This window comes from Snodgrassella sp. W8158, assembly GCF_016100435.1.
GTDB classification, from domain to species: domain Bacteria; phylum Pseudomonadota; class Gammaproteobacteria; order Burkholderiales; family Neisseriaceae; genus Snodgrassella; species Snodgrassella alvi.
Map to the genome: position 1 here is coordinate 399,813 of NZ_JACFSM010000002.1, position 25,998 is coordinate 425,810.

The following is a 25,998-nucleotide window of genomic DNA, read 5'->3' on the forward strand; positions in this document are numbered from 1 at the left end:
AAAATTTATTTTTTCGGTAATTTGTTTCAGATTCAGAATTTTGGCGGAATCTTCAATACAGAACTATTCACAGGCAATCATTCTGCCAGTGAGTATTTATCATCATGATTTTGTCGAGTTTGAACAAATTCAGTCCAGCTGGGCAGTTCGTGTAAAAAGCGTGAAAGCTCGTGTAATGCATTCAAATAGACATTTCTTTTGAATTCAATAACTTCATCAACTGGAGCCCAGTATTGGTGCCAACGCCATGCATCAAATTCAGGATGATGGGTTGCTCGCAGATGAACATCACTTTCCCGTCCGGTTAGACGCAGCAAATACCAGATCTGTTTTTGGCCTTTATAAGAACCCCGCCATTCGCGTTTGATCCAATGTGTAGGTACATCATAACGTAACCAGTCCCGGGTGCGTCCGATTATTTTGACATGATGCGGCAGCAGGCCGACTTCTTCCATGAGTTCACGATACATGGCGGCTTCCGGGCTTTCACCCGGCTTAATACCGCCTTGCGGAAACTGCCAAGAGTGTTCATGTACACGCTTGCCCCAAAAAACCTCGTTATGGTCGTTAGTAATGATTATCCCGACATTGGGGCGATAACCTTCTCTGTCTAACATGGTAGTTCGCCCAATAAATAAATTGAATTTTCGCACAAATCAGGCAGTGAGACTAGTAAGGATTAAATGTGAAATATCAAATTAAATTAAGTAAATTTTTATATTATATTGGCATATGGAAATTTTCAGTTAAAAATCTGGATTTAGCTATAAATAATATTGGTGAAATCTATTATTAATGATTAATTAGATATCTGGATGAGTTTTAATCATTCAGATTGGGTATTTAATTAGTCTTGTTATTAATTATTATGATTCAATTCGAACTGATGTATGAAAAATCCGGCGAAGTTTATTATTCATATAGAGTAGTGTATTTGTTTTATATTTTATTTATAGTTTTCAGAAACCAGATAATTGTGTAAATATTAAATCAGTTAAAAGCGTAAAAAACGTATCTTTCTTTATCTATCAATAGAATATCATTGGGATTATGTGGTCGTTTGGAATAAACGATATACGAAAATTATTTTTCCAAATATTTTCTCATTTCCAATATTTTAGACGAAAGATAAACTTTATGCTGATAAACAGGTAAATTATTATTTCTAATATTCTGCTTATTTTCATTTTGATATTTTAAAAAAGACAATTCTGTTAAATCTATGAATGATTGAACAGTTGGTAAGGGTATATATTAAATTGAAAAAATTATTAATATTAAGCAATTATCATAAAATTAATTGTCTAAAAGAAAAACAATATTGTAGTGAGGGTGGTTGAATCTATATTATAGTGACTGGTATAGCTGATGATAATTAATATTGCTCCTGGAGCTTAATCCTGAAAAGGTTGAAATAGTGGGACGGTATATAAAAGATAAAAATGTCTATCTAGTCAAATTAAAGTCATTTACAAAATGAATGCAGATGCAGAGAAATTTAATATTTTTATTTTAGCGCAAAGATATTCAATTTTAGGACTGGGATATGATGATATTTATTGTATTGTCAATCGTTTGATTTATAAAAAATTTTATTTAATTTAGTGTGGTCAAATATACTAAGGAATAACTGATTAAAAAATATTTTCATACCGATTTATAATAATTGAATCTGTACTCAATAATTGAATTAAAACAAATTCAGCTGAAAAAAATCCACATTACTGCAATCTTTTTGTATTTGAAATTTTATTATAAATAAGATGTAATGAGTTTATAGGTATTTGTTACTGGTAATAACTTTTCCGAAAATATTATTTATAGTTTTTATTAAAGAGAGCATATTTAAAAAGAGCCCTATCTCTGCAGATAGGGCTCTTTTTTAGCAAAAATTTTATTGATGAACAGGTTCGAAATTGTGAATGGCTTTTTCATTTTCAGGAGTTTGCTCTTTGCCATTTACAGCCTGAGTATGTTGATAAAAAGCAGCGCGTTTAGCTGCCTGAAAAATTTGTAATCTACGACGATGTTGCATAGTTAAATCCTTTCTCGCTTGCTGGTGTGGGGCACCAACTGTTGTCATTTATAACTTGGAAGTATAAGTTTACTGATAAATTAATAATGCAGATCAGTTATCAGTTCGGATATTGTTTTTAACGTAATAATTTATTAGTTCATTAAACAATATATAAGATATAACAGAATATTGCAAGACAGTGATGTATGTCTGTCTTTAAATTGAGAGGAAATGATAAATAGAAAAACCGCAGAATTGTTAAAAGGTCAGGTCTGAATCAGTAGCCTGACCTTTTATTACGATAAAGTGAGGAGCTTATTGCTTGGGTTGGCTATTACTACGTCTGTTTGGCTGACTGTTTCTCTGACGGGCAGCCGGAATGTTCTGGCGGGAACGGTTTGGTTGCTGTTCGCCAGACTGACGGCGGTTTGCATTCCAGTTACCATTTTTGTTGTGATTACCATAGGAGCGGCGACCTTTATTCGCTATTTTACCAGCACGTTTACGTGTCGGTTCCATACCGGCAATAGTTTGCTCAGGTAGTTTGCGGTTTAGGTAGCGTTCAATTTTATGTACTTTAATATACTCGTTTACTTCAGCAAAAGTAATGGCCAGACCGGTTCGGCCAGCACGGCCTGTACGACCGATACGATGTACATAGTCTTCAGCCTGCTTAGGTAAATCATAATTAATGACATGTGTAATGGTTGGTACATCAATACCACGGGCGGCAACATCAGTAGCCACTAGTATTTTAATCCGGCCTTTGCGTAAATCCATTAATGTACGGTTACGCCAGCCTTGTGGCATATCGCCATGCAGACAGTTAGCCGAAAAGCCTTTTTCATAAAGTTCATCAGCCAGCTGTTCAGACATAGCTTTGGTGGCAGTAAATATTACTGCCTGATCAATACTGGTATCACGCAACAGATGATCAAGCAGACGGTTTTTATGCCGGATGTCATCACAGTAATACAGTTTTTCATCAATTTTGCCTTGTTTTTCTTCCCGGGCAATATCGATTTTTTGCGGTTGATGTGTTAATTTTTCGGCAAGTTTACCTACCATACCATCCCAGGTAGCTGAAAATAACAGGGTCTGACGTTCAGCAGGAGTTGCGGCAACTATGGTCTCAATATCATCAATAAAACCCATATCCAGCATTCTGTCTGCTTCATCCAGAATAAGCACTTCAAGCCGGCCAAAATCAATGCGTCCCTGACGCATGTGATCCATCAGACGTCCCGGAGTAGCTACGATAAGATCAATCGGACGGGATAATGCACGGATTTGCTGACCGAAAGCTGTACCGCCTACCAACGTTACTGTGCGCAGCCAAGGCATGTTTTTACCATAAATCTGAGCATTTTTTTCTACCTGTTGAGCAAGTTCGCGTGTAGGTGTTAATACAAGAGCACGCGGGCCTTTGCCTGATTTTTCACTGCGTTTGAGCAGTTTTTGCAGTGTTGGTAATAAAAATGCGGCTGTTTTTCCAGAACCAGTTTGAGCGGAAACCATTAAATCCTGGTTATCCAGAACTGCCGGAATAGATTCAAGTTGTACTGGTGTTGGATTTTCGTAGCCGGCAGCAGTGAGTGCATTGGTGAGTTGTTTGTCTAGTTTTAAATCTGAAAAAGACAATGTCATGATTTTCCTTTGGTTAAACGACCAACCAAACGTGATAATCTAGTTTATTGATGTGAAATTAGATTACAGGGAACTGTTGCTAGCTTAAGCCAAAAAGAAAATAACAAAGGAAAGATAGCAATTGGTTGTCGTAAGCGTGTGTGTTTAGGTATTTTATACATCGACAACAACCAGACAACGTACGCATTGCTGCGAGTGTTGGGAGAGCGGCATTACATAACTATTAAAGTAATAATGAATTCGCCGTATTTAATAAGGTTGCAAACGATGGTTTCAAATATTATCTTTTTAATTATAAGAGATATGGTCTTTTTAAGCAAGAGCGCTATTATATCTATATATGTAAATGTGCGAAGGTTTCTGTGGTTTTTTCCGTTACAATGTGACTGTTAGTGTATTTATTGCAGAAATGTAAAATTTTATTTATGAGTGAAGATATTGGTGCTTTTGTCAATCGTCTGGGCAAAAATATTAAGCATTTACGTAAATGGGCACAACGTCAGGATATAGAGGCATGGCGTATGTATGACCGGGATATTCCACAGTATCCATTTGCTGCTGACATTTATGCCGATCATGTACATTTACAAGAATATGATACGGGCTGGTTGATGCATAAGACAGACTATGAAAAATGGTTGGCTGAAGTAGTGGAGGCTGTTTTATTTGTGACTGGTCTGCCTAAAGAACATATTCATGTGAAAAAAAGACAAAGGCAAAAAGGTAAAGATCAGTATGAAAAAACTGGTGTTACGGGTACGGATTTTGTAATTCATGAGCATGGGCGTGCATTCTGGGTGAATCTGGATAAATATCTGGATACAGGTTTATTTCTTGATCATCGTAATACTCGCCAGAAAATAGGCAATATAGCGGCGGGAAAACGATTTTTGAATTTATTTGCTTATACAGGCAGTTTTTCAGTATATGCTGCAACTGGCGGTGCTTTATTCAGCGAAACTGTAGATCTCTCGAATACTTATCTGCAATGGGCACAACGAAATTTTGAATTGAACGGGCTGGATATGCAGGCTCATCAGATTGTTCGTGCTGATGTATTTCAATATTTGCAGAAAGCTGTTGAAGATCACAAACAGTTTGATTTGATTGTAATGGATCCGCCAAGTTTCTCAAATAGTAAGAAAATGCTGGATATTCTGGATATTCAGCGGGATCAGGAAAAACTGATAGATGGTGCAATGCGTTTATTATCGAAACAGGGTAGTTTGTATTTTTCAAATAATCTGCGTAGTTTTACTTTAAATCCGGTTCTGGAGCAACGTTATGATGTAAATAATATTTCCAGAAAAACAATACCTGAAGATTTTCGCAATACTCGTATTCATCAATGTTGGGAAATCCGGCATCGTTAATCAAAAGGTCAATTTGCGGGAGATAAAAATGATTCGGGCTATACAATTATTTTTAGTTTTTGGTGTATTGAGTTTGTCAGAGTGGTTATTTTCTGTAGCTGAGGCCGCTGTTATCTACCATTCAGGTCGTGGCGAACGTCATGTTTATGTTGATTTACCCGTTTCATCAACTACAACCATTAATAAAACAGTACATATTGATGCTCCTGCCGGTGCAACAGTGATTTATACGGATACGCCGGTTTATCCTGCTGCACTTCCGTATCCGCCAGTTTATCCTATTGCATCCAGTATTAGTTTACGGCCAGTAAGCCATGGCTGTCTGCGTAATGACGGTATGTCTTCGGTCTGGCAGTCGGTAGCACTCGATTCCTGTGCCGGCGGTGAAATCAGCGAGGCTTTTTATTTTCATCAGGGGCAGGTATGGCTGAATAATCGTTGTCTGGCGGTGAAAAATCATTCAGTAGGGACAGTTTTCTGTGAACCGGAAAGGAACAATAATTGGTTGCTTACAGGCAGACAGATTCGTGACAGAAACAGTAATTTATGTGTGGATGTTTCACAAGGACATTTACAATTGCGACCTTGCAGTAATGATAGAAGCCAGCAGTTTCATTAAATCTGTTTACAGATTTGTTAATATAATAAATATATCCAATAAAATTTATTGTTATATTTTATAATGCGAATCTATATTTGTAATATTTTGTTTAATTGATAAATTTGGTAAAAGTAAATAACTTTTGACTTTAATATAATTCTACATGTTTATGTAATGTTATATTTTATTATGTTAAGATAATGCTTAATGAAATTGCTTTAAATTTATTGAAAAATTTGTTTTTATATTCATAATTATAAACACGGACATCAGTTTTATTTATGTTGTGCCTGTGTAAACTATGTTTGTTTCAGTGGTTTCACTGGTGAAATAATAGCTGCTAAAGAAGTGGTAATTAAGCTATTAATCTGATTTATCAGGTAAAAATATAACGAATATGTATGAGAAAAGGCGATTTCATACTGATGACTTTCATTGCAGGAATTTTTGATTTCAGCTAATTTTATTTATATTCTTGGTAAGGTAATTTAATACCACTATGTCTCGTTTTTCTTCCTGTATTCTGCCGCCGGCGATGCTGGGTATTCTGGGTGGCGGCCAGCTGGGTGCAATGTTTACGGTAGCTGCTAAGACAATGGGTTATCAGGTAACGGTTCTGGATCCTGATCCGAATGCGCCAGCAGCACAGTTTGCTGACAGACATTTGTGTTCTGCATTCGATGATGCCGATGCTTTGCAGCATATGGCCAAATGTGCTGCTGTTACAACTGAATTTGAAAATGTAAGTGCTGATTCAATGCGCTGGCTGGCACAATATACGGTTGTATCGCCCTCGGGAGATTGTGTTGCGATTGCTCAGGACAGGCAGCAGGAAAAAGAATGGATTGACCGTGCCGGTCTGGTTACCGTGCCTTATGCTGTTATCAGCACTGAATCTGATATTGATGATTCTCTGAAAAAATTATTACCGGGTATTCTGAAAACAGCCACTCTGGGTTATGACGGAAAAGGACAGAAAACAGTTGATTCTATCGCTGAATTGCGTGAAGCTTTTACTCAATTGCAACATGTGCGCTGTGTGCTGGAAAAAAAAGTAGATTTGCGTGCTGAAATATCAGTAGTGGTTGCCCGTCTGAATAATCAGTATGCAGTATGTTTTCCGCCCGCAGAAAATCAGCATAAAAATGGTATTCTGGCGTACTCATTAGTACCGGCAAGGCTACCTCAGGCTATATTAAAGCAGGCTGAAAATATGGCTTTTAAGCTGGCTCAGGCCATGAATTATCAAGGGGTTCTGGCAGTTGAGATGTTTGTTGTAGGCAATGATATGCAGTTGATTGTTAATGAAATTGCTCCCCGGCCGCATAATTCAGGTCATTACACTTTAGATGCCTGTATTTCTGATCAGTTTCAGCAGCAGGTAAGATTAATGTGTGGTTTGCCTCCGGCAGCCTCAGATTTATTAAAGCCCTGCTGTATGGCGAATATTCTTGGTGATGTCTGGTCTGAAAACGGCGAACCGGACTGGAATGCTGTTCTGAATCATAAAACTGCCTGTTTACATCTGTATGGTAAAAAACAGGTGAGACCCGGCCGTAAAATGGGACATTTTACTGTTCTGGCTGATAACCCTGATCAGGCATGGCAGACAGCACTCGATCTTCATCTTCACTTGCAAAACTCAGCTCAAAATTCTTGCTCGACTGCTTTAGATAAATCCTGTTGACATGGACAAAAGGATAATACCTTGAAACTGATGAGCACAAAACTGTCTCCATTGGCGTGGTTTTCTTCTGGCTGGAAATTATTGGGATATGTCCTGCCAATGGCTCTAGCCTGTGCTGGTATTGCCGGTTTACCTGTTTCTATGGCAATTGCAGGTGTGATGTGTGCTTTGTTATGCAGTCTGCTTTTGGGCGGTAGTAAAAAAATATTATTAACACCATCACCTTTTTCCGCACTAATGCTGATGGCGGCAATAGCCTATTATGCAGGTGTAGTCAGTGAACGTATTGCTGTGGCCAGTTTACTTACGCTGTTTACCGGTGGCTGGTTATTATTGATGTCACTGATATTACCCAAACATTGTCTGAACTGGATTGCACGGCCAGTCTGGCATGGTATTGGTTTGGGTATGACGCTGACTCTGATTGTCATGCTTTTTCCGGTCATTTTAGGTGTGCAGGCCAATAATAGTTCATGGCAGGGAATGTGGGAACTGCTGATTAATTGGCAAAGCTGGAACTGGCCAAGTGTAGTTTTGGCCGGTTTATCATTTGCCTTGCTGGTATTATGGAGAAGCAAAACTCAGCCCAAGGCTTTATGGGTATTATTACTGGTATGGATTCTCAGTTATATATGGCCGTTTGCGCTAGTCGGAATTGCTACTCCGGTTCAGCAAAATGTGCAGCTCTGGCCATTTATGAATCCCGTACATGCTGACTGGCCATTATTGTTTTTTTTAAGTGCCACAATAGCGCTATTAATATATATGGAAAGTTGTCAGTATTTATCTAATCAGTTCAGGCGTAATGTTGGCCTGGTTGGTTTTAGTAATATTTTGACAGCATTCACCGGAGGTATGGTAATCAGTTTAGGTTACATAGCTGATGAAGTTCTCAGGATTAAGCGTAATACGCTGATAGCAATGTTATTGCTTATGGCACTGATTTTTTGCTGGTCATGGCTGGCATATGTACCATTACCTGTGCTGGCAGTAATTGCGTTATATGTTATTTGTGTTCAGATTAACTGGTGTGAATTACGTTTATATTGCTGGCAATGGAGCGATTTATTGTGGCTGTGTATATCTGCCATACTGATTATTCTGTTTGGTGTCTGTACGGGTTTGTGGCTGGTGATTTCTTTTGCTCTGATAGTAATGTGCTGGTATTCACTCCGGATGCATGCCTGGCCGGTTTTATTGCCTGAAGTTCAGATTATTGCGCAAGAAGCGGTTATCATTTTACCGCAGATATTATTGTTTGCTAATGTCAGCACGCTGCTGAATAAAAGCTATCTTCTTATTAATACGCTGGATATTAAAAAAATATATCTGGATATGAGTGCAGGCTGTCATGCTGATGTAACTGTATTTTTTCATTTACAAGCTCTTGCCCGTAGATTGCATCAGCAGGAAAAAATGTTATTTGTATGTGGTCTGAATGAAAAAACATACCGTATACTTATTGCTAAAAAGCTGGATTATTTATCAGCCGAGCAATTCAGTACCCTCAGTGCTGAATCTTTGTTAATATGTCATAAGTATAATAATGGTCCTGTAATAGCATGATTTGCTCAATATGATAATTGTTGATATGAATGTCAGTTCTGAGATTTTAATACTGAATATTTTATTCAGGCTGGAGAGAGAATGAGTAAATTCTGGAGTGAGAAAACCAGACAGCTGCAACCTTATGTACCCGGAGAGCAGCCCAAAATAGCTAATCTGGTTAAACTGAATACTAATGAAAATCCATTTCCGCCTTCTCCGTTGGTATTAAAAGCAATGCAGGCTGCTACTGAAGATTTGCGTTTATATCCTGATCCGAATGCAGATAGATTAAAACAGACCATTGCTGATTATTATGGTCTGTCCAGAGAGCAGATTTTTGTGGGTAATGGTTCGGACGAAGTACTGGCTCAGGCATTTGCTGCTTTTTTTCAGGGAAAACAACAATTATTATTACCTGATATCAGTTATAGTTTTTATCCGGTCTATTGTCAGTTATATGATGTTGAGGCCCGTTATATCCCGCTTGATGAGCACTTCACTATTAATCCGGCCGATTATTATGGTGCTCAGGCCGGAGTTGTTTTTCCTAATCCGAATGCACCTACCGGATGTATTTTGCCTCTGGCTCAGGTTGAGCAGATATTACAAGCCAATCCGGACTGTGTGGTACTGGTAGATGAGGCTTATATTGACTTTGGCGGTGAGTCTGCGGTGGCATTGATTGCTGATTACCCTAATTTGCTTGTGGTGCAGACACTTTCAAAATCTCGTTCGCTTGCCGGTATGCGAATTGGTCTTGCACTAGGGCAAGCAGAGCTGATTGAAGGACTTGAGCGGGTTAAAAACAGTTTTAATTCTTATCCGCTTGATCGTTTAGCACAAGCAGGCGCTATTGCGGCATTCGAAGATGAAAATTATTTTCGCTCAACTTGTGCCAAAGTTATTGAAAACCGTATCTGGCTGACTAAACATCTGTCTCAGTTCGGATTTGAGGTTTTACCTTCGCAGGCCAATTTTGTCTTTGCAAGTCATAAAAATAAAACAGCTGTGGAAATTGCTGCTGAGTTACGCAGGCATGGTGTAGTGGTTCGGCATTTTCCTCAGGAAAGAATCAATAATTTTTTACGAATCAGTGTCGGAACACAGCAACAGCAGCAAAGGCTGATTGAAGTATTGGAAGAAATGCTGAATCCATAGACAAATATACATTCTGATTTTGCTGGTCTGGAAAGTGCAAATTATCATAAAAGGTATTTGTTCGGTTAATGCAGTTAAGAATAGCTGATGAGCTGATAATCATCTGCTGTTAATTCAAATGTGAAATGCTGATTGGATTGAATAATTATTTTTTTATCCCGTGTTACGAATATGACTCCGATATTTTGCTTTTTTTTCAGTTCACTCAACCCTTGTCTGATACCTAAGCCATAGAAAACAGTTGAATAAATATCTCCGGTTAATGAGTTATCTGAAATGATGGTTACACTGTGCAATTCATTATTCAGAGGATAGCCGGTGTGCGGATCAAGGATGTGATGATACAGCTGGTCGTTAAAAATGAAATAGCGTTCATAAATGCCGGAAGTGACTACTGATTTGTCTTCGACATGTATGATTCCGAGCAGATTGTTTGCCTCGGCAAAAGGGCGTTTCAGACCAATATGCCATTGCCTGTCAGCAGTAATTGGTGAGTAGCCGATTGTTAGTACATTACCTCCGCAATTGATAATTGCCTGAAAAATATTATATTGAGCTAAGAGCAATTTGATAATGTCCGCAATATAGCCTTTGGCAATGGCTCCTAAATCAATTTCCATACCAGCTTTAGCCAGATATACAGTTTGATTTGTCCGGTTCAGCTCAATGTGATGCGGGTTAGTCAATGTTAGTCTACGGGCTATTTCATCTTTTTCGGGAATACTGTGTCCGTTAAAACCTATTTTCCATAATTTCACCAACGGACCAATTGCCAGATTAAACTTGCTGTCAGGTAACAGGCTGGCTGCTTTGGCCTGACTGATTAAATCAAAAACCAGTTTGCTTACTGCTACCGGCTGTTTGCCGGCAGCATGGTTAATGCTCATCACCTCTGAATGGTAGCGGTTTACCGTTAACCGGGCTTCCAGTTGCTCTATAGCGTTAAAAACGGCAGAAACTGCGGTTAGGTTTTCAACAAACAGTTTCAGGGAAACCGTTGTTCCCATTAGCTGTTGGCTATAGGTGTAACTTGTACCAGACATAAGTGATGAGGTATTTATCAGTAATTAATGATTTTTAGCATATGCAGCAGCCTGATCACCCGCCTGAATACCAAAAATAATGATATCGGCAATGGCGTTCCCTCCAATGCGGTTGCCTCCATGTACACCACCGGCAACTTCACCCGCGGCATAAGCACCTTTAATGATCTCTGTATGAGTATCAAGAACTTCTGTCTTCGTATTGATGGTTACACCACCCATAGTGTGGTGAATGCCCGGTGCAATCCGGATAGCGTAAAAGAATGGCTGGTTCAACTGGTGACGCATGCCGGTAGTACGTCCGAAATCTTCATCATGCTGCTGTTTTACAAAATGATTGTAGCGCTCTACTGTGGTAATGAGAGAATCCGGATTAATATTCAGCTTTTCTGCAAGTTCAGCTAGTGAGCCGGCTTTTACCGCCAATCCTTTGCTGATATAGGTTTCTGCTGCTTTATTTTCAGCACAAATCTGTTCATCAAATAATATATAGGCATAATGTTCAGAAAGGGCAATGATGCTGTTGGATACTTTGTCACGTGTGTCCAGCTCATTGACAAAGCGTTTGCCTTTTTGCGATATCAGAATAGCACCTCCGCCACGGATGGATTCTGATATCAGATAAGCGGTATTTTGCTCTACTGTGGGATGAATCTGTATTTCGTTCATATCAACAGTGCCGGCACCAATTTTTTGTAATAAACCAATGCCTGAACCGGTTGCTCCTTTATGATTGGTGGTGACAAAATCAGCTAAATCAGGGCGATAATGGGTGACCATTTGTGCATTGGCTCCAAAGCCACCGGTTGCGATAATGATTGCTTTAGTGCTGATGCGTTGTTCATTTCCTTCTTCGTCGCGCACGATTACTGCGTTAATGCACCCGTCCTTCATTTCAATATCTGTTACAGAGGTATCCAGCATTACCTCTATCCCGCGATCATTAATATTTTTCAGCAGACCGCTAATCAGAAAACCGCCGACTGCTGCACCATTATCGGGACGATGAGTGCGGTCTACACTCATACCGCCTGTGGTAGTCAGGTTATTTAACCGGATTCCTTTTTCATCCAGCCAGTCTATTGCAGCGGGAGCATGTTCGACAAAGTAGTGTAATAATTGCGGGTTATTTTTATTTTTACCGCCTTTCAGGGTTTCGTTATAAAACCATTCTTTATGGTCGGTAATTCCTGCCTGTTGCTGAAAGCGGGTTTCAGCCGCATTCATACCTGCGGATGCTTTGTTGGTATTGCCACCGATAACCGGCATTTTTTCAATAATAATTACTGAAGCCCCTTTATCATGAGCTTCAATGGCTGCGGCCAGTCCGGCACCGCCGCTTCCGACGACGACTACGTCACAGGATTTATCATCAGCATCACCGCCTTCTACAATTGTCGCTACTTTATATGAGGTTGATATGGCTTTGGTTACAGCTTTTTTAAATGCATCACATTGTGATGTAGCGCCACTGATTGCATCTACATAAGGGCTGTTGGCTGCCAGAATCCGTTCTTTAATTTCATTGAAATTACGTATAGAAACATGATCCAGTTTTTCGGCATTGACTAAAGACAAATCTTTGATAAAGTCTTGCCCCAGTTCTACATTTATGACAAATTGGTTATCAAAATCGTCGCTGACAGTTTGCTGATAGGTGCCGGCATGGAATTTTTTGGTATTGATTTCTCTTACCATGCTATGAATAAGCGGAAAGCGCCATAATGGTTCGGGAATGTTCAGGTTAGTACGCTGATCGCTGTTCATGGATAGCTGTAAATCATTATGTTTCTGAATGCGTTCAGCCCAGTCAGGATAGGCCACACAGGCGCGCCCTGCAGCGATGAGATCATAGCCATGTGCCATTGCTGTTTCTGCATCAGTTTTATTCACGACATTACCGACGCCGATAACCGGTATCTTAGCCAATACGGCAGAGCGTAATTGTATGTATTTATCAATTAATGGTGTTTCATCATTGCTGTCGATGATGGATGGCCGCAGTGTGGCAGCCATAGAAAAATGTATATAGTCCAGACCAATTTGAGCGAGTTTGTCTAGCAGGAATAATGAATCGTCAAAAGTAATGCCCGGCACTTCGAGTTCTTCCGGTGAAAACCGGTAACCGATAATAAATTCATTAGAAGCATGTTTTTTAGCCATTTGCCGGCTGATTTCAAGTATGGCGAGCGGGAAGCGGACGCGGTTTTCGCGGCTGCCGCCCCATTTATCCTGGCGCTGATTGGCGTGTGGTGAAAAAAACTGTTGGATAAGATAAGTATTGGCGCCATGTATTTCGATTCCGTCAAAACCCGCGGCAATTGCGCGCCTGACAGCTTCGCCGAATTTCTCAATCATATCTTCAACTTCGCCGGCTGTCATTGCTACAGGAACCGTTGCATTCGGACGTGGAATAGCAATCGCACTGGGGCCGACAGGTGTCTGACCGCCGATTAATTGCGGCTCAACCATTCGTCCGCCATGATAGATTTGTATAACAGCTTTGGAACCACGCTCTTTTATGGCTGTGGCTAACAGGCTCAGACCTTCGATACAATCATCATTATGAATGCCTATTGCTCCCGGAAAAGCCGGTCCTAAAGTATCAACATAAGCACATTCAACAATTACTGTGCCAATACTGCCGGCACGTTCACGATAATAATCAATCAGATTATCTGTTACAGTTCCATCATAAAAACCACAACAGGTTGTCATTGGAGCCATAACTAAACGGTTTTTTAATACAGTACCATTAGGTAACGTCAGCGGATTGAAAAGGGGCGAAGATAGCTTATTCATATTTTGATACGAGTTCATCAGAACGGGATAAAAAGACTTAAATACATGGTAGCGTAAACGCTAATAATCATCTATTGAGCAAAAGGGTTATATATTACAATGACATATATATAATATATTGCATTGATGTTTATCAAATTAAGCGGGTTAAATCGGGTAAATAATTTGTTTTGGGTCAGTTTTAAATACTTTTTTGACTATGGGTGAGATTGTTCACTACCACTCTTATATTAAACAGTTTGTGCTGCATACTGATTCATACAAGCCACATTTGGCTTTGCGGTTTTCATTATTGAAATTGATATTATCAGCAAAGCATAATTAGTATTGGTTCTGAATATTATTTAACGTGCTGAAAAGATAAAAATTAATTTTTTACAAATATTAATAATCAGGTATTTGCTGTATAAGCATGACTTTGTCTGCTGCGCTCAGGTACAATCTGTTTTTTCTATTGAAATACAGTACTCATGGCATCTCTGGAAACATGGATTGGTTTACGTTATTTACGTGCCAGAAAACGTAATGGGTTTATGTCATTCATTACAGCAGTATCAATAGTTGGTATTGCATTAGGAGTGACAACATTAATTGTTGTTTTATCTGTTATGAATGGTTTCCAAAAAGAAATCCGCAATCAGCTGTTGAGTGTTGCTCCTCATGCTGAAATGGGTTTCTATGAAAATAGTCTGGACCAGCACTGGCAGGATTTGCAGAAGCTTGTTAAAGGTAATCCGCAAGTACTGGGTTCAGCTCCTTATGTGGCTGATCAGGCTTTGCTTGCTAATGCCGGCGAAGTTCGTGGTGTGCAAATACGCGGAATAGATCCGGCACTGGAGGGTAAAGTTGCAGATTATGGTCAGGGTATGCCCAAAAATGGGTTTGCTGATCTTAAGGCGGGAGAGTTTGGTATTCTTCTGGGAAAAGATTTAGCCGATGCACTGGGTGCTAATATCGGAGATAAGATAACCGTTATCACCCCTGATGGCAATGTTACGCCGGCTGGTATGGTGCCACGGCTGAAGCAGTTTACATTAGTAGGTGTAGTTAAAACCAAAATCTATGAAGTGGATAATACACTTGCTTTAACTCATATTACTGATGCACAGAAATTGTACCGGCTGGGAAATAATGTAAGCGGATTGCGTTTAAAGCTGGCTGATCCGCAGAATGCACCGTCTGTCATTCAAAATATTGTGCCGGCAAAACTTCACAATGAAATCTGGATTCGCGACTGGACTTTTCAAAATCGCAGTTATTTTGATGCAGTGCAGATGGAAAAACGGATGATGTTTATTATCCTGTTATTGATCATTGCTGTAGCTGCCTTTAATCTGGTTTCTTCTTTAGTAATGGCAGTTACCGAAAAACAGGCTGATATTGCTATATTGCGTACACTCGGTCTTTCGCCGGGCGGCATCATGCGTATTTTTATGATTCAGGGTGCCATAGCCGGATTCTTCGGTACGTTTTTCGGTGTGTTTTTTGGTGTAACACTCGGGCTGAACATTGGCCGGATCGTTGCCTTTTTTGAACATCTGACTGGTAAGCACCTGATTCCTTCGCAAGTGTATTTTGTAAGCTATCTGCCTTCAGATGTAGAATTTTCTGATGTTTGTATGATTGCTGTTATTTCATTATTACTGGCTTTCGTTGCTACTTTATATCCAAGCTGGCGTGCCGCCAAAACTCAGCCGGCGGAGGCTCTGCGCTATGAATAAACCAGAATATGTTCTTGAATGTGAGCATGTCAGCAAAACTTATGATGACGGACATTTACAGGTATCTGTACTGGAGGATTTAGATTTCAAAGTCAGATGCGGTCAAAGTGTGAGTATAGTTGGTGCGTCCGGAAGCGGAAAATCTACTTTGCTGCATTTACTTGGCGGACTAGATACACCCAGTAGCGGTACTATACGTCTGATGGGACAAGATATTACCCGTCTTGGGCAGAAAGCCATAGGTCAGCTGCGTAATCAGTATCTGGGCTTTGTTTATCAATTTCACCATTTGTTGCCAGAGTTTACTGCGCTGGAAAATGTAATGATGCCTTTACTGATTGGACGCATACCGAAAGTTCAGGCAGAAGAACGTGCTAAGGAAATGCTGGATAAAGTAGGGCTTAAGCAGCGTATGACCCACCGCCCCGGTGAATTGTCTGGCGGTGAGCGGCAACGGGCTGCTATTGCCCGTGCACTGGTTACTCATCCCGCCTGTATATTGGCTGATGAACCTACAGGTAATCTTGATCGGAAAAATGCTGGCAATGTACTGGATATGATGCTGGATTTACAACATGAACTGAATACAAGTCTGGTAGTTGTTACCCATGATGATGAGCTTGCTCAGCGTTTTGATGAAGTATTGACGGTAACAGATGGTAAATTAGTACCATTCAATGTACGTTGATGTATGAATGTATAGGTTGTATTGATTGATTAAATATGGCTGAAGCTATCAATCCGGCAGAAACTCAGGAACAGTCTGCACATCCAGCACTCGCTGCAATTGAGCATGTGCTTCGGGTGGTTGCCCAACATGAGTGGGAAATTATTCAGCCATGGGCAGATAAGCTGTTATGGGCGCTTAATCGTGGCGATAGTTATATTATTGTTCCCCGACAGCATTCGGAAGCACTTCGTAAATGCAGAATTCTTGTTGGAGCTGCTGGTACTTATACGCCATTTATTTTGCAAAGCAATCATTTATTTTTAGGAAGAATGTGGCAGCTTGAGCAGGATATAGCCGAGTCTATGCTGGCATTGGCCAGTATTCCGCCTGTTCATTTGAATATGGATGTAGCCGCTGATCTGGCGGACTGGTTTCCTGATGCCGACAGTGCCCAGCAACGTTTTGCTGCGGCACTGGCTCTTATTCAGCATTTTGTAGTGATTAATGGCGGGCCTGGAACTGGTAAAACGACTACTGTAGCCAAAATACTGGGTTTATTGCTGAAACATACCTGGCATTTATCGCGCCCGCCGCAAATTGCACTGGTAGCACCAACTGGTAAAGCTGCGGCACATATGGCGAATGCTTTACAACGTGCATTGGATAAACTGCCATTATCTGATGATAGCAGACAATTGCTGGCGGATTTATCAGGTCAGACAGTTCACCGCCTATTACAGTTACAGCCTCCATTATTAACAGGACCATTTGATGCAGAACATCCTTTACCGGTTGATATACTGGTGGTGGATGAATCTTCGATGCTGGATTTGTCTCTGTTTCGTGCACTGTTGCGTGCTTTAAAGCCTGATGTTCGTATCATTTTGCTGGGAGATGCTAATCAGCTGCCTGCCGTAGGCGCAGGAAATGTGCTGGCTGAATTATCCCAGCCGACAGTACTGTCTCCTGAACTGAAAAAACAGCTTACGGCTTTATTGCCCGAACAGTTTTTGCCTCCTGTCAGCGATAATGCCGGTATGGCTCAATATGTTGCAACTTTAACTCACAGTTACCGGTTTGATGCGACACAGGGTATTGGCGCTCTGGCCTCCGCTTGTATCAATGGTGACGCGACGGCTGCACTTAATGCAGTAAACAGTTTTCCGGAGCAGTTACAACTGCACCAATTTGATATACAAGTACTGTGTCGCAAATTATATTCACAGCAACAGCTATGGTGGCAGGCAGTGGCTGAAAATAATATTACTCAAGTATTCAGCCATCTTACCGATATTATGGTGCTGACTGCATGGCGTACTGATGCAGAAGCATTTAATCAGCAATACCGAAGCTATTTACGGACTCAGTTACATCAGAATACAGATAGCTGGTTTGCTGGTATGCCGATTCTGATTACTCAGAATGATTATGGTGTGGGTTTGTTTAATGGTGATATCGGCGTGATTCTTCCTGAACAGAATAATAGTGGGCATTTACTCGCTTATTTTGCTGAAGGGACAAATTATCGTTCAATTTCCCTCAGCCGCTTACCACAGCATGAATCAGCCTTTGCCATAACGGTACATAAAAGTCAGGGATCAGAATATGATGATGTCTGGTTGCTGGCTCCGCAGTTGCGCGCAGCAGCTGATGATTCGTTGTTTAACCGTTCTCTTTTGTATACCGCATTAACCAGAGCCAGAAAACAGTTTACTTTTTGCGGTACGGCCAAACAGCTAGTACAAGGTATAAAAAATAACCAGCAGCGGCATAGCGGATTAGGTGCAGCTCTGGCTCAATTATTGAGGAAACAGACACAATTGTCTTTATTCTGAGCTGGCGGAATCTGAATCCGCATTGGTTGTTTTGTTCAAATAATTCATCTGTTAACCGCTAAATTATTGTGTCATTACATCCATGTGGTGAATAAAATAAGATTATGCTATGCTGTTTGATTCTGTTACAGAATAAAGTTTCAATTATGCAAAAACCTTTAATTGTCATTATTGCGGCGATGCAGCCTGAGCTGGATTACCTGCTTGAACAACTGGATAACCGGCAGGATAGTCAGGCTGGTGCTGTTCATTTTCATCGTGGTGAGATTAAGGGCGTACCAGTGATACTTGCACTGAGTGGTATTGGTAAAGTGAATGCAGCACTGACAACAGCAGTAATAATTGAAAGATTTACACCTGATTATGTTATCAATACTGGTAGTGCCGGTGGTTTGAAAGCCGGTATTCAGATTGGCGACGTTGTTGTAGGTTGCGAAATAGCTCATCATGATGTTGATGTAACTGTTTTTGGTTATGTGCTGGGGCAGGTACCACAATTACCGGCACGATTTAACGCTAACCAGTATCTTGCTGATGCAGCCAGAAAAGCCGCACACGTATTTACAGGTGCAGAAATCTATACTGGTTTAATTGTCAGTGGTGATCAGTTTGTTGGTACTGCTGAACAAAATCAATTGATTAAAGAAAAATTTTCTGATGTTGTGGCTGTAGAAATGGAAGCCGCTGCCATTGCGCAAACTTGCTATCAGCTTAATATCCCTTTTGTGATTATTCGTGCTATTTCAGATAATGGTGATGCAAATGCTTCTGTCAGCTTTGATCAGTTTCTGCAACAGGCTGCCGGTAATTCTGCACAAATGGTAATCAACTTAATTACTTCAGGATTGAATAAATCTGCCTTTGAAAACAAGTAAATTAGAGTAGTGATACTGAAAACAGAGTAGATATTCAGATAAATAAATATTCTGATACTGCTCTGTTTTTTTATTTCTTGCTCTGAATTGTCTTAATATAGTGTTGGGTACTGTCAATCTTTTGACATTTATTAGTCTTGGCAGAAAATAATAAATAATTTGGATTATCTGTTTGAGCATGTTTATGCAGAAAATTTTCTTAAAAGCATTACATTGCTAAAATTTAATTTTGCCGGTTTCTCAGATATCGAATTTGATACAGGTGCTGTGTGATTACATTAAATTTTTGTTTGAAAAAATTTGATTATAAACAATTTAAATATTATTAATTGACTTTGTAGACAAGCCACTATTTAATAGCTTCTTTACAATATAGCTGGTTATGTAATAACTGTATTTACTGTGCTGCCCGCAGCTATAGAAAATTAAGACTAATAATAGCTTATTTTTAACCGGCATTTATTTCATCAGGATGAGATTGTGTTCCATTCATTTTTTCCAAAGCCACGTTGGTTTTTTCCGTCTGCCATATTGTGGATAGGCCTAAATATTGCCCTCTGGTATTGTGGTGGGGAGAGTGCCGGAGAGTGGTTTGGCTGGCCGCAAGGCTATGCGGACAAACCTCTGACTATTGGTCTTTCGCGTTTCTGGTCGCCGGCATTTTTGTGGTTTTATCTCTGGTTTTTGCTGGCTACAATCATTTTTGCTGTTTTCTGGTCAGTAGTAGCAAAACATCCGTGGCAGCGCTGGTCAATATGGGGTTCTGCTTTAATTCTTTTTAATATCTGGTTTAGTGTACAGATAAACGTAACGATTAATGCCTGGTATGGTCCTTTCTGGGATATGATTCAGAAGATGCTCAGTAATGGGGGTGGGCCGATCAGTGATTTGTATCAGAATATACTAACATTTTTGCAGATTGCGATGGTTGCAGTAACAGTATTTGTATTAAATACTTTTTTTGTCAGTCATTATGTATTTCGCTGGCGTACAGCCATGAATTATTACTATATTGAAAACTGGTCGAAACTGCGTACTGTTGAAGGGGCTTCTCAGCGTGTTCAGGAAGATACAATGCGCTTTGCCACTATTGTAGAAGAGTTGAGTGTCAGTCTGGTTCGGGCGGTTATGGTATTGATTGCATTTTTACCTCTACTGTTTCAGTTATCCAGCCATGTGCCGGCATTACCAATAATTGGTGAAGTAAAATATTCACTGGTTTGGGCAGCACTGGGCTGGTCCTTGTTTGGTACAGTTTTATTAGTTGCGGTCGGTATTAAATTACCCGGACTTCAGTTTAATATTCAAAAAGTAGAAGCTGCATATCGTAAAGAGCTGGTATATGGGGAAGATGATAGTGAACGTGCTCAGCCGGCGACATTGAAAGAGCTTTTCGAACGGGTAAAGGTTAATTACTACAGACTGTATTTTCACTATGCCTATTTCAATATGGTGAGTATATGGTATTTACAGCTGGATGGTATATATGGGCTTGTTATGTTATTTCCATCCATTGCAGCGGGTACCATGACTCTGGGCTTAATCAATCAAATTCTTAACGTATTTAATAATGTTCGTGAATCATTTCAGTATCTTATTAATTCATGGAAAACCATTATTGAATTGCTGTCAATTCATAAACGTTTGAAGGCTTTTGAATCTATACTGAATGACAAAAATTGATATCTGATTGTTTAGAAAATTCTATAGGTATCCGGCTCTGACCGGATACCCATAGAATTTTATCATTTTGCTCCGATTCCGATAGAGAAAGATTAGTGATAATGTAACCAAGAGTTACATGAGATTTTTATTGGATATTTCTCAAATTTAAATTTACAAGTTGTAATTAAGCAAAATAAATCTTGATTATATTTGCAGAGTTTTTTTATTGATAATCCAGTGCAATCAATTTTTTATCAATAGCTGTTGCTGGCTGAAATTCAGAGCTGATGATATACAAAATGTTATTTTTATCCTGTAAAAAAAGCGGAATAGCCTGCGGATGATCATGACAATACTGGTGATAATCATAGGTAGCGGTAATATTGGTAATTTTAATTTTTGTCTGCTTACCGAGCATATTTTCCAGTCTTCTGAAAGTAACATCTTTCCCAAAAAGCTGGCGGGAAACATATTGATACTGTTTTTGTGCACGTGAAGTTAAATCCTGTTCTTCATTAAAACGAATGCGATATATATTCTGTTCGCCAAAATCATGCCGAAATTGCAGCTCACATAATGTATTCAGTTCTTTATCACGACTAACAGCAAACAGATAGCCAATACCTATCAGGTCAAGCTCAGTTTGTGCATTTTCTGAAACAGGGTTACCAAAATATGTACGCAAACCTTTCATGCGCGCACGGGCAATTTGTACATAGTGATAATCGGCAACTAAAACATCAATATTAAGCTGCTTAAGTGTTGTAGCCAGCATCAGAGCTACTTCATTACTGCCTACAATCAGTACACCGTTATTACCGGGTTCACGGACTTTTAGTATACCGGCAACGGTTTTGGCACCAAGTCCCTGTATCAGGACAGTGCCGATAATAATCAGAAAAACCGTTGGTGCCAGTAGTTCAGTTCCGGATAAGTGTTGATTTTGCAGGCGTAATGCAAATAATGAAGCAATGGAGGCAGCGACGATACCGCGCGGACCTATCCAGCTAATCATTATTTTTTCCTGGATACTTAGGCCGGAATTAAAAGAAGAGAACCATACAGCCAGAGGACGTGCAATAAACATTGCGATAAACAGCAAAGCCAGCCCACGCCAGCCTAAACCCAGTAACGCAGTAACGTCCATACGGGCAGCAAGAATGATGAACAGTGTAGGTATAAATAATAAAGTTAAAGATTCATTAAATGCGAGAATACTTTGACGAGGAAATTGCGGCCAGTTTGCCAGGGCGAGTCCTAAAATAGTAACGGTTAACAAACCAGACTGGCTTTCGAGATAATTGGATACGGAAAACAAAATTAAAACAAAAGCAAATGTTACGACGTTGCGCATATATTCAGGCAGCCAGTAGCGTTTGATGGCATTGGCAAGAAATACTGCACCTAGACCTCCGCAAATAAATGCTACCAGTACAATTTTGCTAAAAAGCAATAGAGAATTTTCATGTCCGTCAGAAACGATATATTCGTATACCAGTACAACTGCAATGGCACCTACTGGATCAATAATAATCCCTTCCCAGCGCAGAATATTGGCAATTTTCGAACGAGGACGTACACTGCGTAGCATGGGTGCAATAACAGTAGGGCCAGTTACACAGACAAGTGCGCCAAATAATAGAGCTACCCGAAAATCCAGATTAAACAGCCAATATGCCGCCAGCGATAATACGATAATAGTTATCACTGCTCCAAGCGTTACCAGATTCTGCACTACACGTCCGTGCTGGCTGATTTCATGAAATTGCAGGGTCAGTGCGCCTTCAAACAAAATAATGGCAACGCCAAGTGAAATAGAAGGAAAAAGTAAACTTCCCAGCACAGTATCAGGATGAAACCAGCCCAGAACCGGACCAATCATGATTCCGGTAAACAATAAAAAGAGTACGGACGGTTGTTTTAAATACCATGCCAGCCATTGAGCGCCCATGCCCAGAGCCAGTAATATCGATAACTGAAAAGCGATATCCATTGCTTATATTTGTGTAGTTCTCAGAATTGCTATTCTGCCACAAACTTGTTTCGCTATTATTATTTTTGATGAAGTGACGATTATGTATTAACTAAATGATATTTGTATTGACAGATTATCAAACTTAGACTGATTGTTTGGCAGGCAAATACATATTAATGGAAATTAACATGTATATCTTTAGGTTATATTAATTTATGTTTATAAATACAATTAATTTGTAGCTAAATTGGCTGAATCGCTGCACAATTATGCATGTTTATAATGGGAATTAAGTATATTCCGGATTTCTGTGAATGTAATTAATGCCTGCCTTGTGCGCAAATTATTGTTTTTCTTCAATAATACAAGCACACAATCATGGAGACGATATGAATACACGTATTGAACATGACAGCATGGGTGAAATCGCTGTATCTGAAAATGTTTACTGGGGTGCGCAGACTCAGCGCAGTCTGCAGAATTTTGATATTGGCGGCGAAACTTTGCCTCCGGCAATGATACAGGCAATGGCTTTGGTGAAAAAAGCAGCAGCTTTAACCAACCAGCAGCTTGAGCGTATCAGCGGAGAATGTGCCGGCTTAATAGTACAGGCTGCTGAACGTGTTCTGGCTGGTGAACTGGCAGACCAGTTTCCATTGGTAGTATGGCAAACCGGCTCTGGTACGCAGAGTAACATGAACATGAATGAAGTTCTGGCTAATGTGGCCAATGAAATAGCCGGTCAGCCACGGGGCAGTTATAAACCTGTACATCCGAATGATCATGTTAACCATGCTCAGTCTACCAATGATTCATTTCCGACTGCTATTCATGTCGCTACAGCGATTCAGATTAATAAGCATTTGATTCCCGCTGTGCAGGCTTTACGTGATACGCTGGCTTCTAAAGCAGAAGCCTTTAAAGATATTGTTAAAATTGGTCGTACACACCTGCAGGATGCGACACCGCTGACACTGGGTCAGGAATTCAGTGGTTATGTCAGCCAGCTGGATCATGGATTAGAGCGTTTGCAGCAGGCATTACACTGGTTATATGAATTGCCATTGGGTGGTACAGCTGTAGGCACTGGTTTGAACAGTCATCCGCAGTATGCAGAAAAAGCAGCAGCTAAACTGGCTGAGTTAACCGGTTTACCGTTTGTTAGTGCACCTAATAAATTTGAGGCACTTGCCGGAAGGGATGCAGTGGTATTTGCTTCTGGAAGCCTGAAAACTTTGGCAGCTAGTCTGAACAAGATTGCCAATGATATTCGCTGGCTGGCCAGCGGACCTCGCTGCGGTATTGGGGAAATTACTATTCCGGCAAATGAACCGGGTTCAAGTATTATGCCGGGTAAAGTGAATCCGACACAGTGCGAAGCCATGACTATGGTAGCTGCTCAGGTAATGGGTAATGATACAACTATTACAGTAGCGGGTGCTTCGGGTAATTTTGAACTGAACGTATTTATGCCGGTACTGGTGTTTAATATTCTGCAATCAGTACGTTTACTGGCTGATGCATGCAATAGTTTTAATCTGCGTTGTGCACAGGGAATTGAGCCTGTAAAAGAGAAAATTGATGCCAATTTACATCATTCACTGATGCTGGTTACTGCGCTGAATCGTCATATTGGTTATGAAAAAGCAGCCAAAATTGCTAAAACTGCTTATGCACAGAATACAAGCTTGAAACAAGCAGCAATAGAGCTTGGATTTCTGACAGCAGAAGAGTTTGATAAATGGGTTATTCCTGAAGATATGATTGCACCACACTAATGGTGTAATCTGATTAAAAGCCGCATCGAATTAATTCCATGCGGTTTTTTTGATATTAAACTCAGTATTATCGGTTGTATGATTAAGCTTTTAAAATTGATTACAATCTGATAATAAATTTTTTTGTATATTTTAGTTAGTTTGCTGTATTTTTAATTAAACGCGCTTCTAACCTTACATAGCGGTGTTTGTCCAGTAATTGCAGACGTACACCAGTAGTGTCATTGATTATACGCCATGATTTAACAAAACCTAATGTACCGGTACCAGTCCGTTCATCTTCTATATTGGCACATAGTTTAGTGATGCCGAAAGGCTTACTTAATCGCAATGTATGACGATAGTCGCGATAGGTTCCGTTTATATGATTACAGCCGAAATAAGCAAAATACTGGTGTGTATTCGGATCAAAACGAATGCGAGAAGAAGTATCTGGTGTGGGTTCACCATTCAGAGAACGGATTTCCCAGTTACCGGATAAAAATCTGGTATCAGGCTTATCTGCAAAAGCACAGGCATTAGTTATAAGCAAAACAGCCATACAACCCAGAAAGAATGTTAGTTTCTTCATCTTTTTAATTTCATTTACTTATATAGCCAATTAATTTTGACATATTTTAGGATTTTAGCATTTTTATTCAATTTTGTCAGATTTTGCGCATTATTGTTCGGATTCGCGTTGTTGTTTATACAAACGTAACCATTCAAGAGCTTCTGTTTTTTGCTGATCATTCCCATATTGTAAATCCCGCATGGCGCGGCGGTAACTAGCCTGCTCCTGTGCCTTGGCAATTTGCTGCTGCTGAAAAGAGTTCTGATTATCAGGCACTCTTCTGTGTATCTGTTGCGTTTGTGCTTTAGCCATTGCTTTTGCAATCAGGGCAGCCGGATTAATTTTGCCGGCAGACTTTGCTGCAGAAGTTGTGGTTGTTGCAGGTTCTTTAGTTTTGCGTGCATGCAGTTGTTTCTCTTTTAAACGCTGCAAGCGTTGCAGACGTTCGGTACGATGCTGAAATCGCAGACTTGCCTGAGTAGCAGCGGCAAAACGGTCACTTTTCTGCTCATCGGTCAGTGTTCTTGCCTGTGGTAACCAGTGTTCAAGTACCGGCTGCATATCGATACAATCAACCGGGCAGGGGGCAATACATAATTCACAACCGCTGCATTCAGCGCTGATTACTGTATGCATTTGTTTGGTTGCGCCCATAATCGCATCTACCGGACAGGCTTTAATACATGCCGTACAACCGATACACTCGGTTTCATCAATTACAGCTATTGCTTTAGGGAGGGCAGCTTTAAGTGTATCAGCCGGAGGTAGAATCTGCACATTTAACAGTTTAGCCAGATCATTGATGACAGCAGTACCGCCCGGTGTACAGAGGTTAATTTCAGCTTCGCCGCGACTCAATGCCTGAGCATACGGCAAACAACCCTGATATCCACATTGCCTGCACTGCGTCTGAGGTAAAAGCCGGTCAATGTGTTCAGAAGCAATAGACATGATAAAACTACGTAGTTTTTAATACTTAAAGAACTATTCTAACATAAAGCTAAAACAGCAAATTTATACATATAAGCAGACTTTATTAAATATTATAGT

Annotated in this window: 19 protein-coding genes; 11 read left to right on the forward strand and 8 right to left on the reverse strand. The window is 40.1% G+C overall.

Going from position 1 to position 25,998, the window contains the following annotated elements; all coding sequences use genetic code 11:
• Window positions 1-77: 77 nt before the first annotated feature.
• The 3 genes from H3V11_RS06350 to H3V11_RS06360 all read right to left on the reverse strand — a co-directional run bounded on the left by H3V11_RS06350 (window position 78) and on the right by H3V11_RS06360 (window position 3,664).
• Window positions 78-617, reverse strand: coding sequence for an RNA pyrophosphohydrolase (locus tag H3V11_RS06350; RefSeq protein ID WP_025330459.1), 540 nt, complete (start codon window positions 615-617; stop codon window positions 78-80).
• Window positions 618-1,894: 1,277 nt separating this feature from the next.
• Window positions 1,895-2,035, reverse strand: a complete 141-nt coding sequence (locus H3V11_RS06355; RefSeq protein ID WP_157785008.1) for a hypothetical protein — start codon at window positions 2,033-2,035, stop codon at window positions 1,895-1,897.
• A 297-nt stretch (window positions 2,036-2,332) separates the two neighbouring features.
• Window positions 2,333-3,664 (reverse strand): DEAD/DEAH box helicase, encoded by a 1,332-nt coding sequence (locus tag H3V11_RS06360; protein WP_078475279.1) that lies wholly within the window; start codon window positions 3,662-3,664, stop codon window positions 2,333-2,335.
• 425 nt (window positions 3,665-4,089) lie between these two features.
• Here H3V11_RS06360 and H3V11_RS06365 point away from each other — a divergent pair, with 425 nt between their 5' ends.
• From H3V11_RS06365 to hisC, 5 genes are all read left to right on the forward strand, one after another.
• Entirely contained in the window at window positions 4,090-5,037 is a 948-nt protein-coding gene (locus tag H3V11_RS06365; RefSeq protein WP_025330461.1) for a class I SAM-dependent methyltransferase, read from the forward strand.
• 28 nt (window positions 5,038-5,065) lie between these two features.
• Window positions 5,066-5,656, forward strand: coding sequence for a ricin-type beta-trefoil lectin domain protein (locus H3V11_RS12060; RefSeq protein ID WP_198223893.1), 591 nt, complete (start codon window positions 5,066-5,068; stop codon window positions 5,654-5,656).
• 481 nt (window positions 5,657-6,137) lie between these two features.
• Window positions 6,138-7,325: a 5-(carboxyamino)imidazole ribonucleotide synthase gene (locus H3V11_RS06375; RefSeq protein ID WP_198223895.1), complete on the forward strand. Its 1,188-nt coding sequence runs from the start codon at window positions 6,138-6,140 to the stop codon at window positions 7,323-7,325.
• A gap of 30 nt (window positions 7,326-7,355) precedes the next feature.
• On the forward strand, window positions 7,356-8,891 hold the full coding sequence (locus tag H3V11_RS06380; RefSeq protein ID WP_198223897.1) for a SulP family inorganic anion transporter: 1,536 nt from the start codon (window positions 7,356-7,358) through the stop codon (window positions 8,889-8,891).
• Window positions 8,892-8,972: 81 nt separating this feature from the next.
• Complete coding sequence (hisC, locus tag H3V11_RS06385) at window positions 8,973-10,031, forward strand: histidinol-phosphate transaminase (RefSeq protein WP_198223899.1); 1,059 nt, start codon at window positions 8,973-8,975, stop codon at window positions 10,029-10,031.
• Window positions 10,032-10,105: 74 nt separating this feature from the next.
• Here the strand turns inward: hisC and H3V11_RS06390 are convergent, their stop codons facing one another.
• Window positions 10,106-11,074, reverse strand: coding sequence for an FAD:protein FMN transferase (locus tag H3V11_RS06390; protein ID WP_198223901.1), 969 nt, complete (start codon window positions 11,072-11,074; stop codon window positions 10,106-10,108).
• A 24-nt stretch (window positions 11,075-11,098) separates the two neighbouring features.
• Window positions 11,099-13,876: a flavocytochrome c gene (locus tag H3V11_RS06395; RefSeq protein WP_198223903.1), complete on the reverse strand. Its 2,778-nt coding sequence runs from the start codon at window positions 13,874-13,876 to the stop codon at window positions 11,099-11,101.
• 470 nt (window positions 13,877-14,346) lie between these two features.
• Between H3V11_RS06395 and H3V11_RS06400 the strand changes: the two genes are divergently transcribed.
• From H3V11_RS06400 to sbmA, 5 genes are all read left to right on the forward strand, one after another.
• Window positions 14,347-15,597: a lipoprotein-releasing ABC transporter permease subunit gene (locus H3V11_RS06400; RefSeq protein WP_078475273.1), complete on the forward strand. Its 1,251-nt coding sequence runs from the start codon at window positions 14,347-14,349 to the stop codon at window positions 15,595-15,597.
• Window positions 15,590-16,285 (forward strand): lipoprotein-releasing ABC transporter ATP-binding protein LolD, encoded by a 696-nt coding sequence (lolD, locus tag H3V11_RS06405; protein ID WP_198223905.1) that lies wholly within the window; start codon window positions 15,590-15,592, stop codon window positions 16,283-16,285. The genes H3V11_RS06400 and lolD overlap by 8 nt, the downstream gene beginning before the upstream one ends.
• 35 nt (window positions 16,286-16,320) lie before the next feature.
• Complete coding sequence (recD, locus tag H3V11_RS06410) at window positions 16,321-18,102, forward strand: exodeoxyribonuclease V subunit alpha (RefSeq protein ID WP_198223907.1); 1,782 nt, start codon at window positions 16,321-16,323, stop codon at window positions 18,100-18,102.
• A gap of 146 nt (window positions 18,103-18,248) precedes the next feature.
• A complete protein-coding gene (locus H3V11_RS06415; protein ID WP_198223909.1) occupies window positions 18,249-18,977 on the forward strand; it encodes a 5'-methylthioadenosine/adenosylhomocysteine nucleosidase in 729 nt (242 codons plus the stop codon).
• Between the two features lie 480 nt (window positions 18,978-19,457).
• Window positions 19,458-20,660, forward strand: a complete 1,203-nt coding sequence (gene sbmA, locus H3V11_RS06420) for a peptide antibiotic transporter SbmA (protein WP_100125337.1) — start codon at window positions 19,458-19,460, stop codon at window positions 20,658-20,660.
• A 205-nt stretch (window positions 20,661-20,865) separates the two neighbouring features.
• Here the strand turns inward: sbmA and H3V11_RS06425 are convergent, their stop codons facing one another.
• The gene (locus H3V11_RS06425; protein WP_198223911.1) at window positions 20,866-22,635 is read right to left on the reverse strand and encodes a sodium:proton antiporter; all 1,770 of its coding nucleotides are present in this window, start codon (window positions 22,633-22,635) and stop codon (window positions 20,866-20,868) included.
• A gap of 371 nt (window positions 22,636-23,006) precedes the next feature.
• On the opposite strand from H3V11_RS06425, the gene fumC reads away from it, so the two are divergent.
• On the forward strand, window positions 23,007-24,395 hold the full coding sequence (fumC, locus tag H3V11_RS06430; RefSeq protein WP_100125338.1) for a class II fumarate hydratase: 1,389 nt from the start codon (window positions 23,007-23,009) through the stop codon (window positions 24,393-24,395).
• 136 nt (window positions 24,396-24,531) lie between these two features.
• On the opposite strand, the gene H3V11_RS06435 is transcribed toward fumC, so the two are convergent.
• Together H3V11_RS06435 and H3V11_RS06440 are read right to left on the reverse strand one after the other, a co-directional pair.
• On the reverse strand, window positions 24,532-24,966 hold the full coding sequence (locus H3V11_RS06435; protein ID WP_078474818.1) for an META domain-containing protein: 435 nt from the start codon (window positions 24,964-24,966) through the stop codon (window positions 24,532-24,534).
• A gap of 90 nt (window positions 24,967-25,056) precedes the next feature.
• Complete coding sequence (locus H3V11_RS06440) at window positions 25,057-25,899, reverse strand: RnfABCDGE type electron transport complex subunit B (protein ID WP_100125339.1); 843 nt, start codon at window positions 25,897-25,899, stop codon at window positions 25,057-25,059.
• Window positions 25,900-25,998 lie beyond the last annotated feature (99 nt).

What these genes read in the sequence shown, in the direction of transcription:
- fumC (WP_100125338.1), top strand. Translation starts at nt 23,007, where the DNA reads ATGAATACACGTATTGAACATGACAGCATGGGTGAAATCGCTGTATCT.
- H3V11_RS06355 (WP_157785008.1), bottom strand. Translation starts at nt 2,035, where the DNA reads ATGCAACATCGTCGTAGATTACAAATTTTTCAGGCAGCTAAACGCGCT.
- H3V11_RS06435 (WP_078474818.1), bottom strand. Translation starts at nt 24,966, where the DNA reads ATGAAGAAACTAACATTCTTTCTGGGTTGTATGGCTGTTTTGCTTATA.
- recD (WP_198223907.1), top strand. Translation starts at nt 16,321, where the DNA reads ATGGCTGAAGCTATCAATCCGGCAGAAACTCAGGAACAGTCTGCACAT.
- H3V11_RS06425 (WP_198223911.1), bottom strand. Translation starts at nt 22,635, where the DNA reads ATGGATATCGCTTTTCAGTTATCGATATTACTGGCTCTGGGCATGGGC.
- lolD (WP_198223905.1), top strand. Translation starts at nt 15,590, where the DNA reads ATGAATAAACCAGAATATGTTCTTGAATGTGAGCATGTCAGCAAAACT.
- H3V11_RS06395 (WP_198223903.1), bottom strand. Translation starts at nt 13,876, where the DNA reads ATGAATAAGCTATCTTCGCCCCTTTTCAATCCGCTGACGTTACCTAAT.
- H3V11_RS06400 (WP_078475273.1), top strand. Translation starts at nt 14,347, where the DNA reads ATGGCATCTCTGGAAACATGGATTGGTTTACGTTATTTACGTGCCAGA.
- H3V11_RS06350 (WP_025330459.1), bottom strand. Translation starts at nt 617, where the DNA reads ATGTTAGACAGAGAAGGTTATCGCCCCAATGTCGGGATAATCATTACT.
- H3V11_RS06380 (WP_198223897.1), top strand. Translation starts at nt 7,356, where the DNA reads ATGAGCACAAAACTGTCTCCATTGGCGTGGTTTTCTTCTGGCTGGAAA.
- hisC (WP_198223899.1), top strand. Translation starts at nt 8,973, where the DNA reads ATGAGTAAATTCTGGAGTGAGAAAACCAGACAGCTGCAACCTTATGTA.
- H3V11_RS06360 (WP_078475279.1), bottom strand. Translation starts at nt 3,664, where the DNA reads ATGACATTGTCTTTTTCAGATTTAAAACTAGACAAACAACTCACCAAT.
- H3V11_RS12060 (WP_198223893.1), top strand. Translation starts at nt 5,066, where the DNA reads ATGATTCGGGCTATACAATTATTTTTAGTTTTTGGTGTATTGAGTTTG.
- H3V11_RS06375 (WP_198223895.1), top strand. Translation starts at nt 6,138, where the DNA reads ATGTCTCGTTTTTCTTCCTGTATTCTGCCGCCGGCGATGCTGGGTATT.
- H3V11_RS06390 (WP_198223901.1), bottom strand. Translation starts at nt 11,074, where the DNA reads ATGTCTGGTACAAGTTACACCTATAGCCAACAGCTAATGGGAACAACG.
- H3V11_RS06440 (WP_100125339.1), bottom strand. Translation starts at nt 25,899, where the DNA reads ATGTCTATTGCTTCTGAACACATTGACCGGCTTTTACCTCAGACGCAG.
- H3V11_RS06365 (WP_025330461.1), top strand. Translation starts at nt 4,090, where the DNA reads ATGAGTGAAGATATTGGTGCTTTTGTCAATCGTCTGGGCAAAAATATT.
- H3V11_RS06415 (WP_198223909.1), top strand. Translation starts at nt 18,249, where the DNA reads ATGCAAAAACCTTTAATTGTCATTATTGCGGCGATGCAGCCTGAGCTG.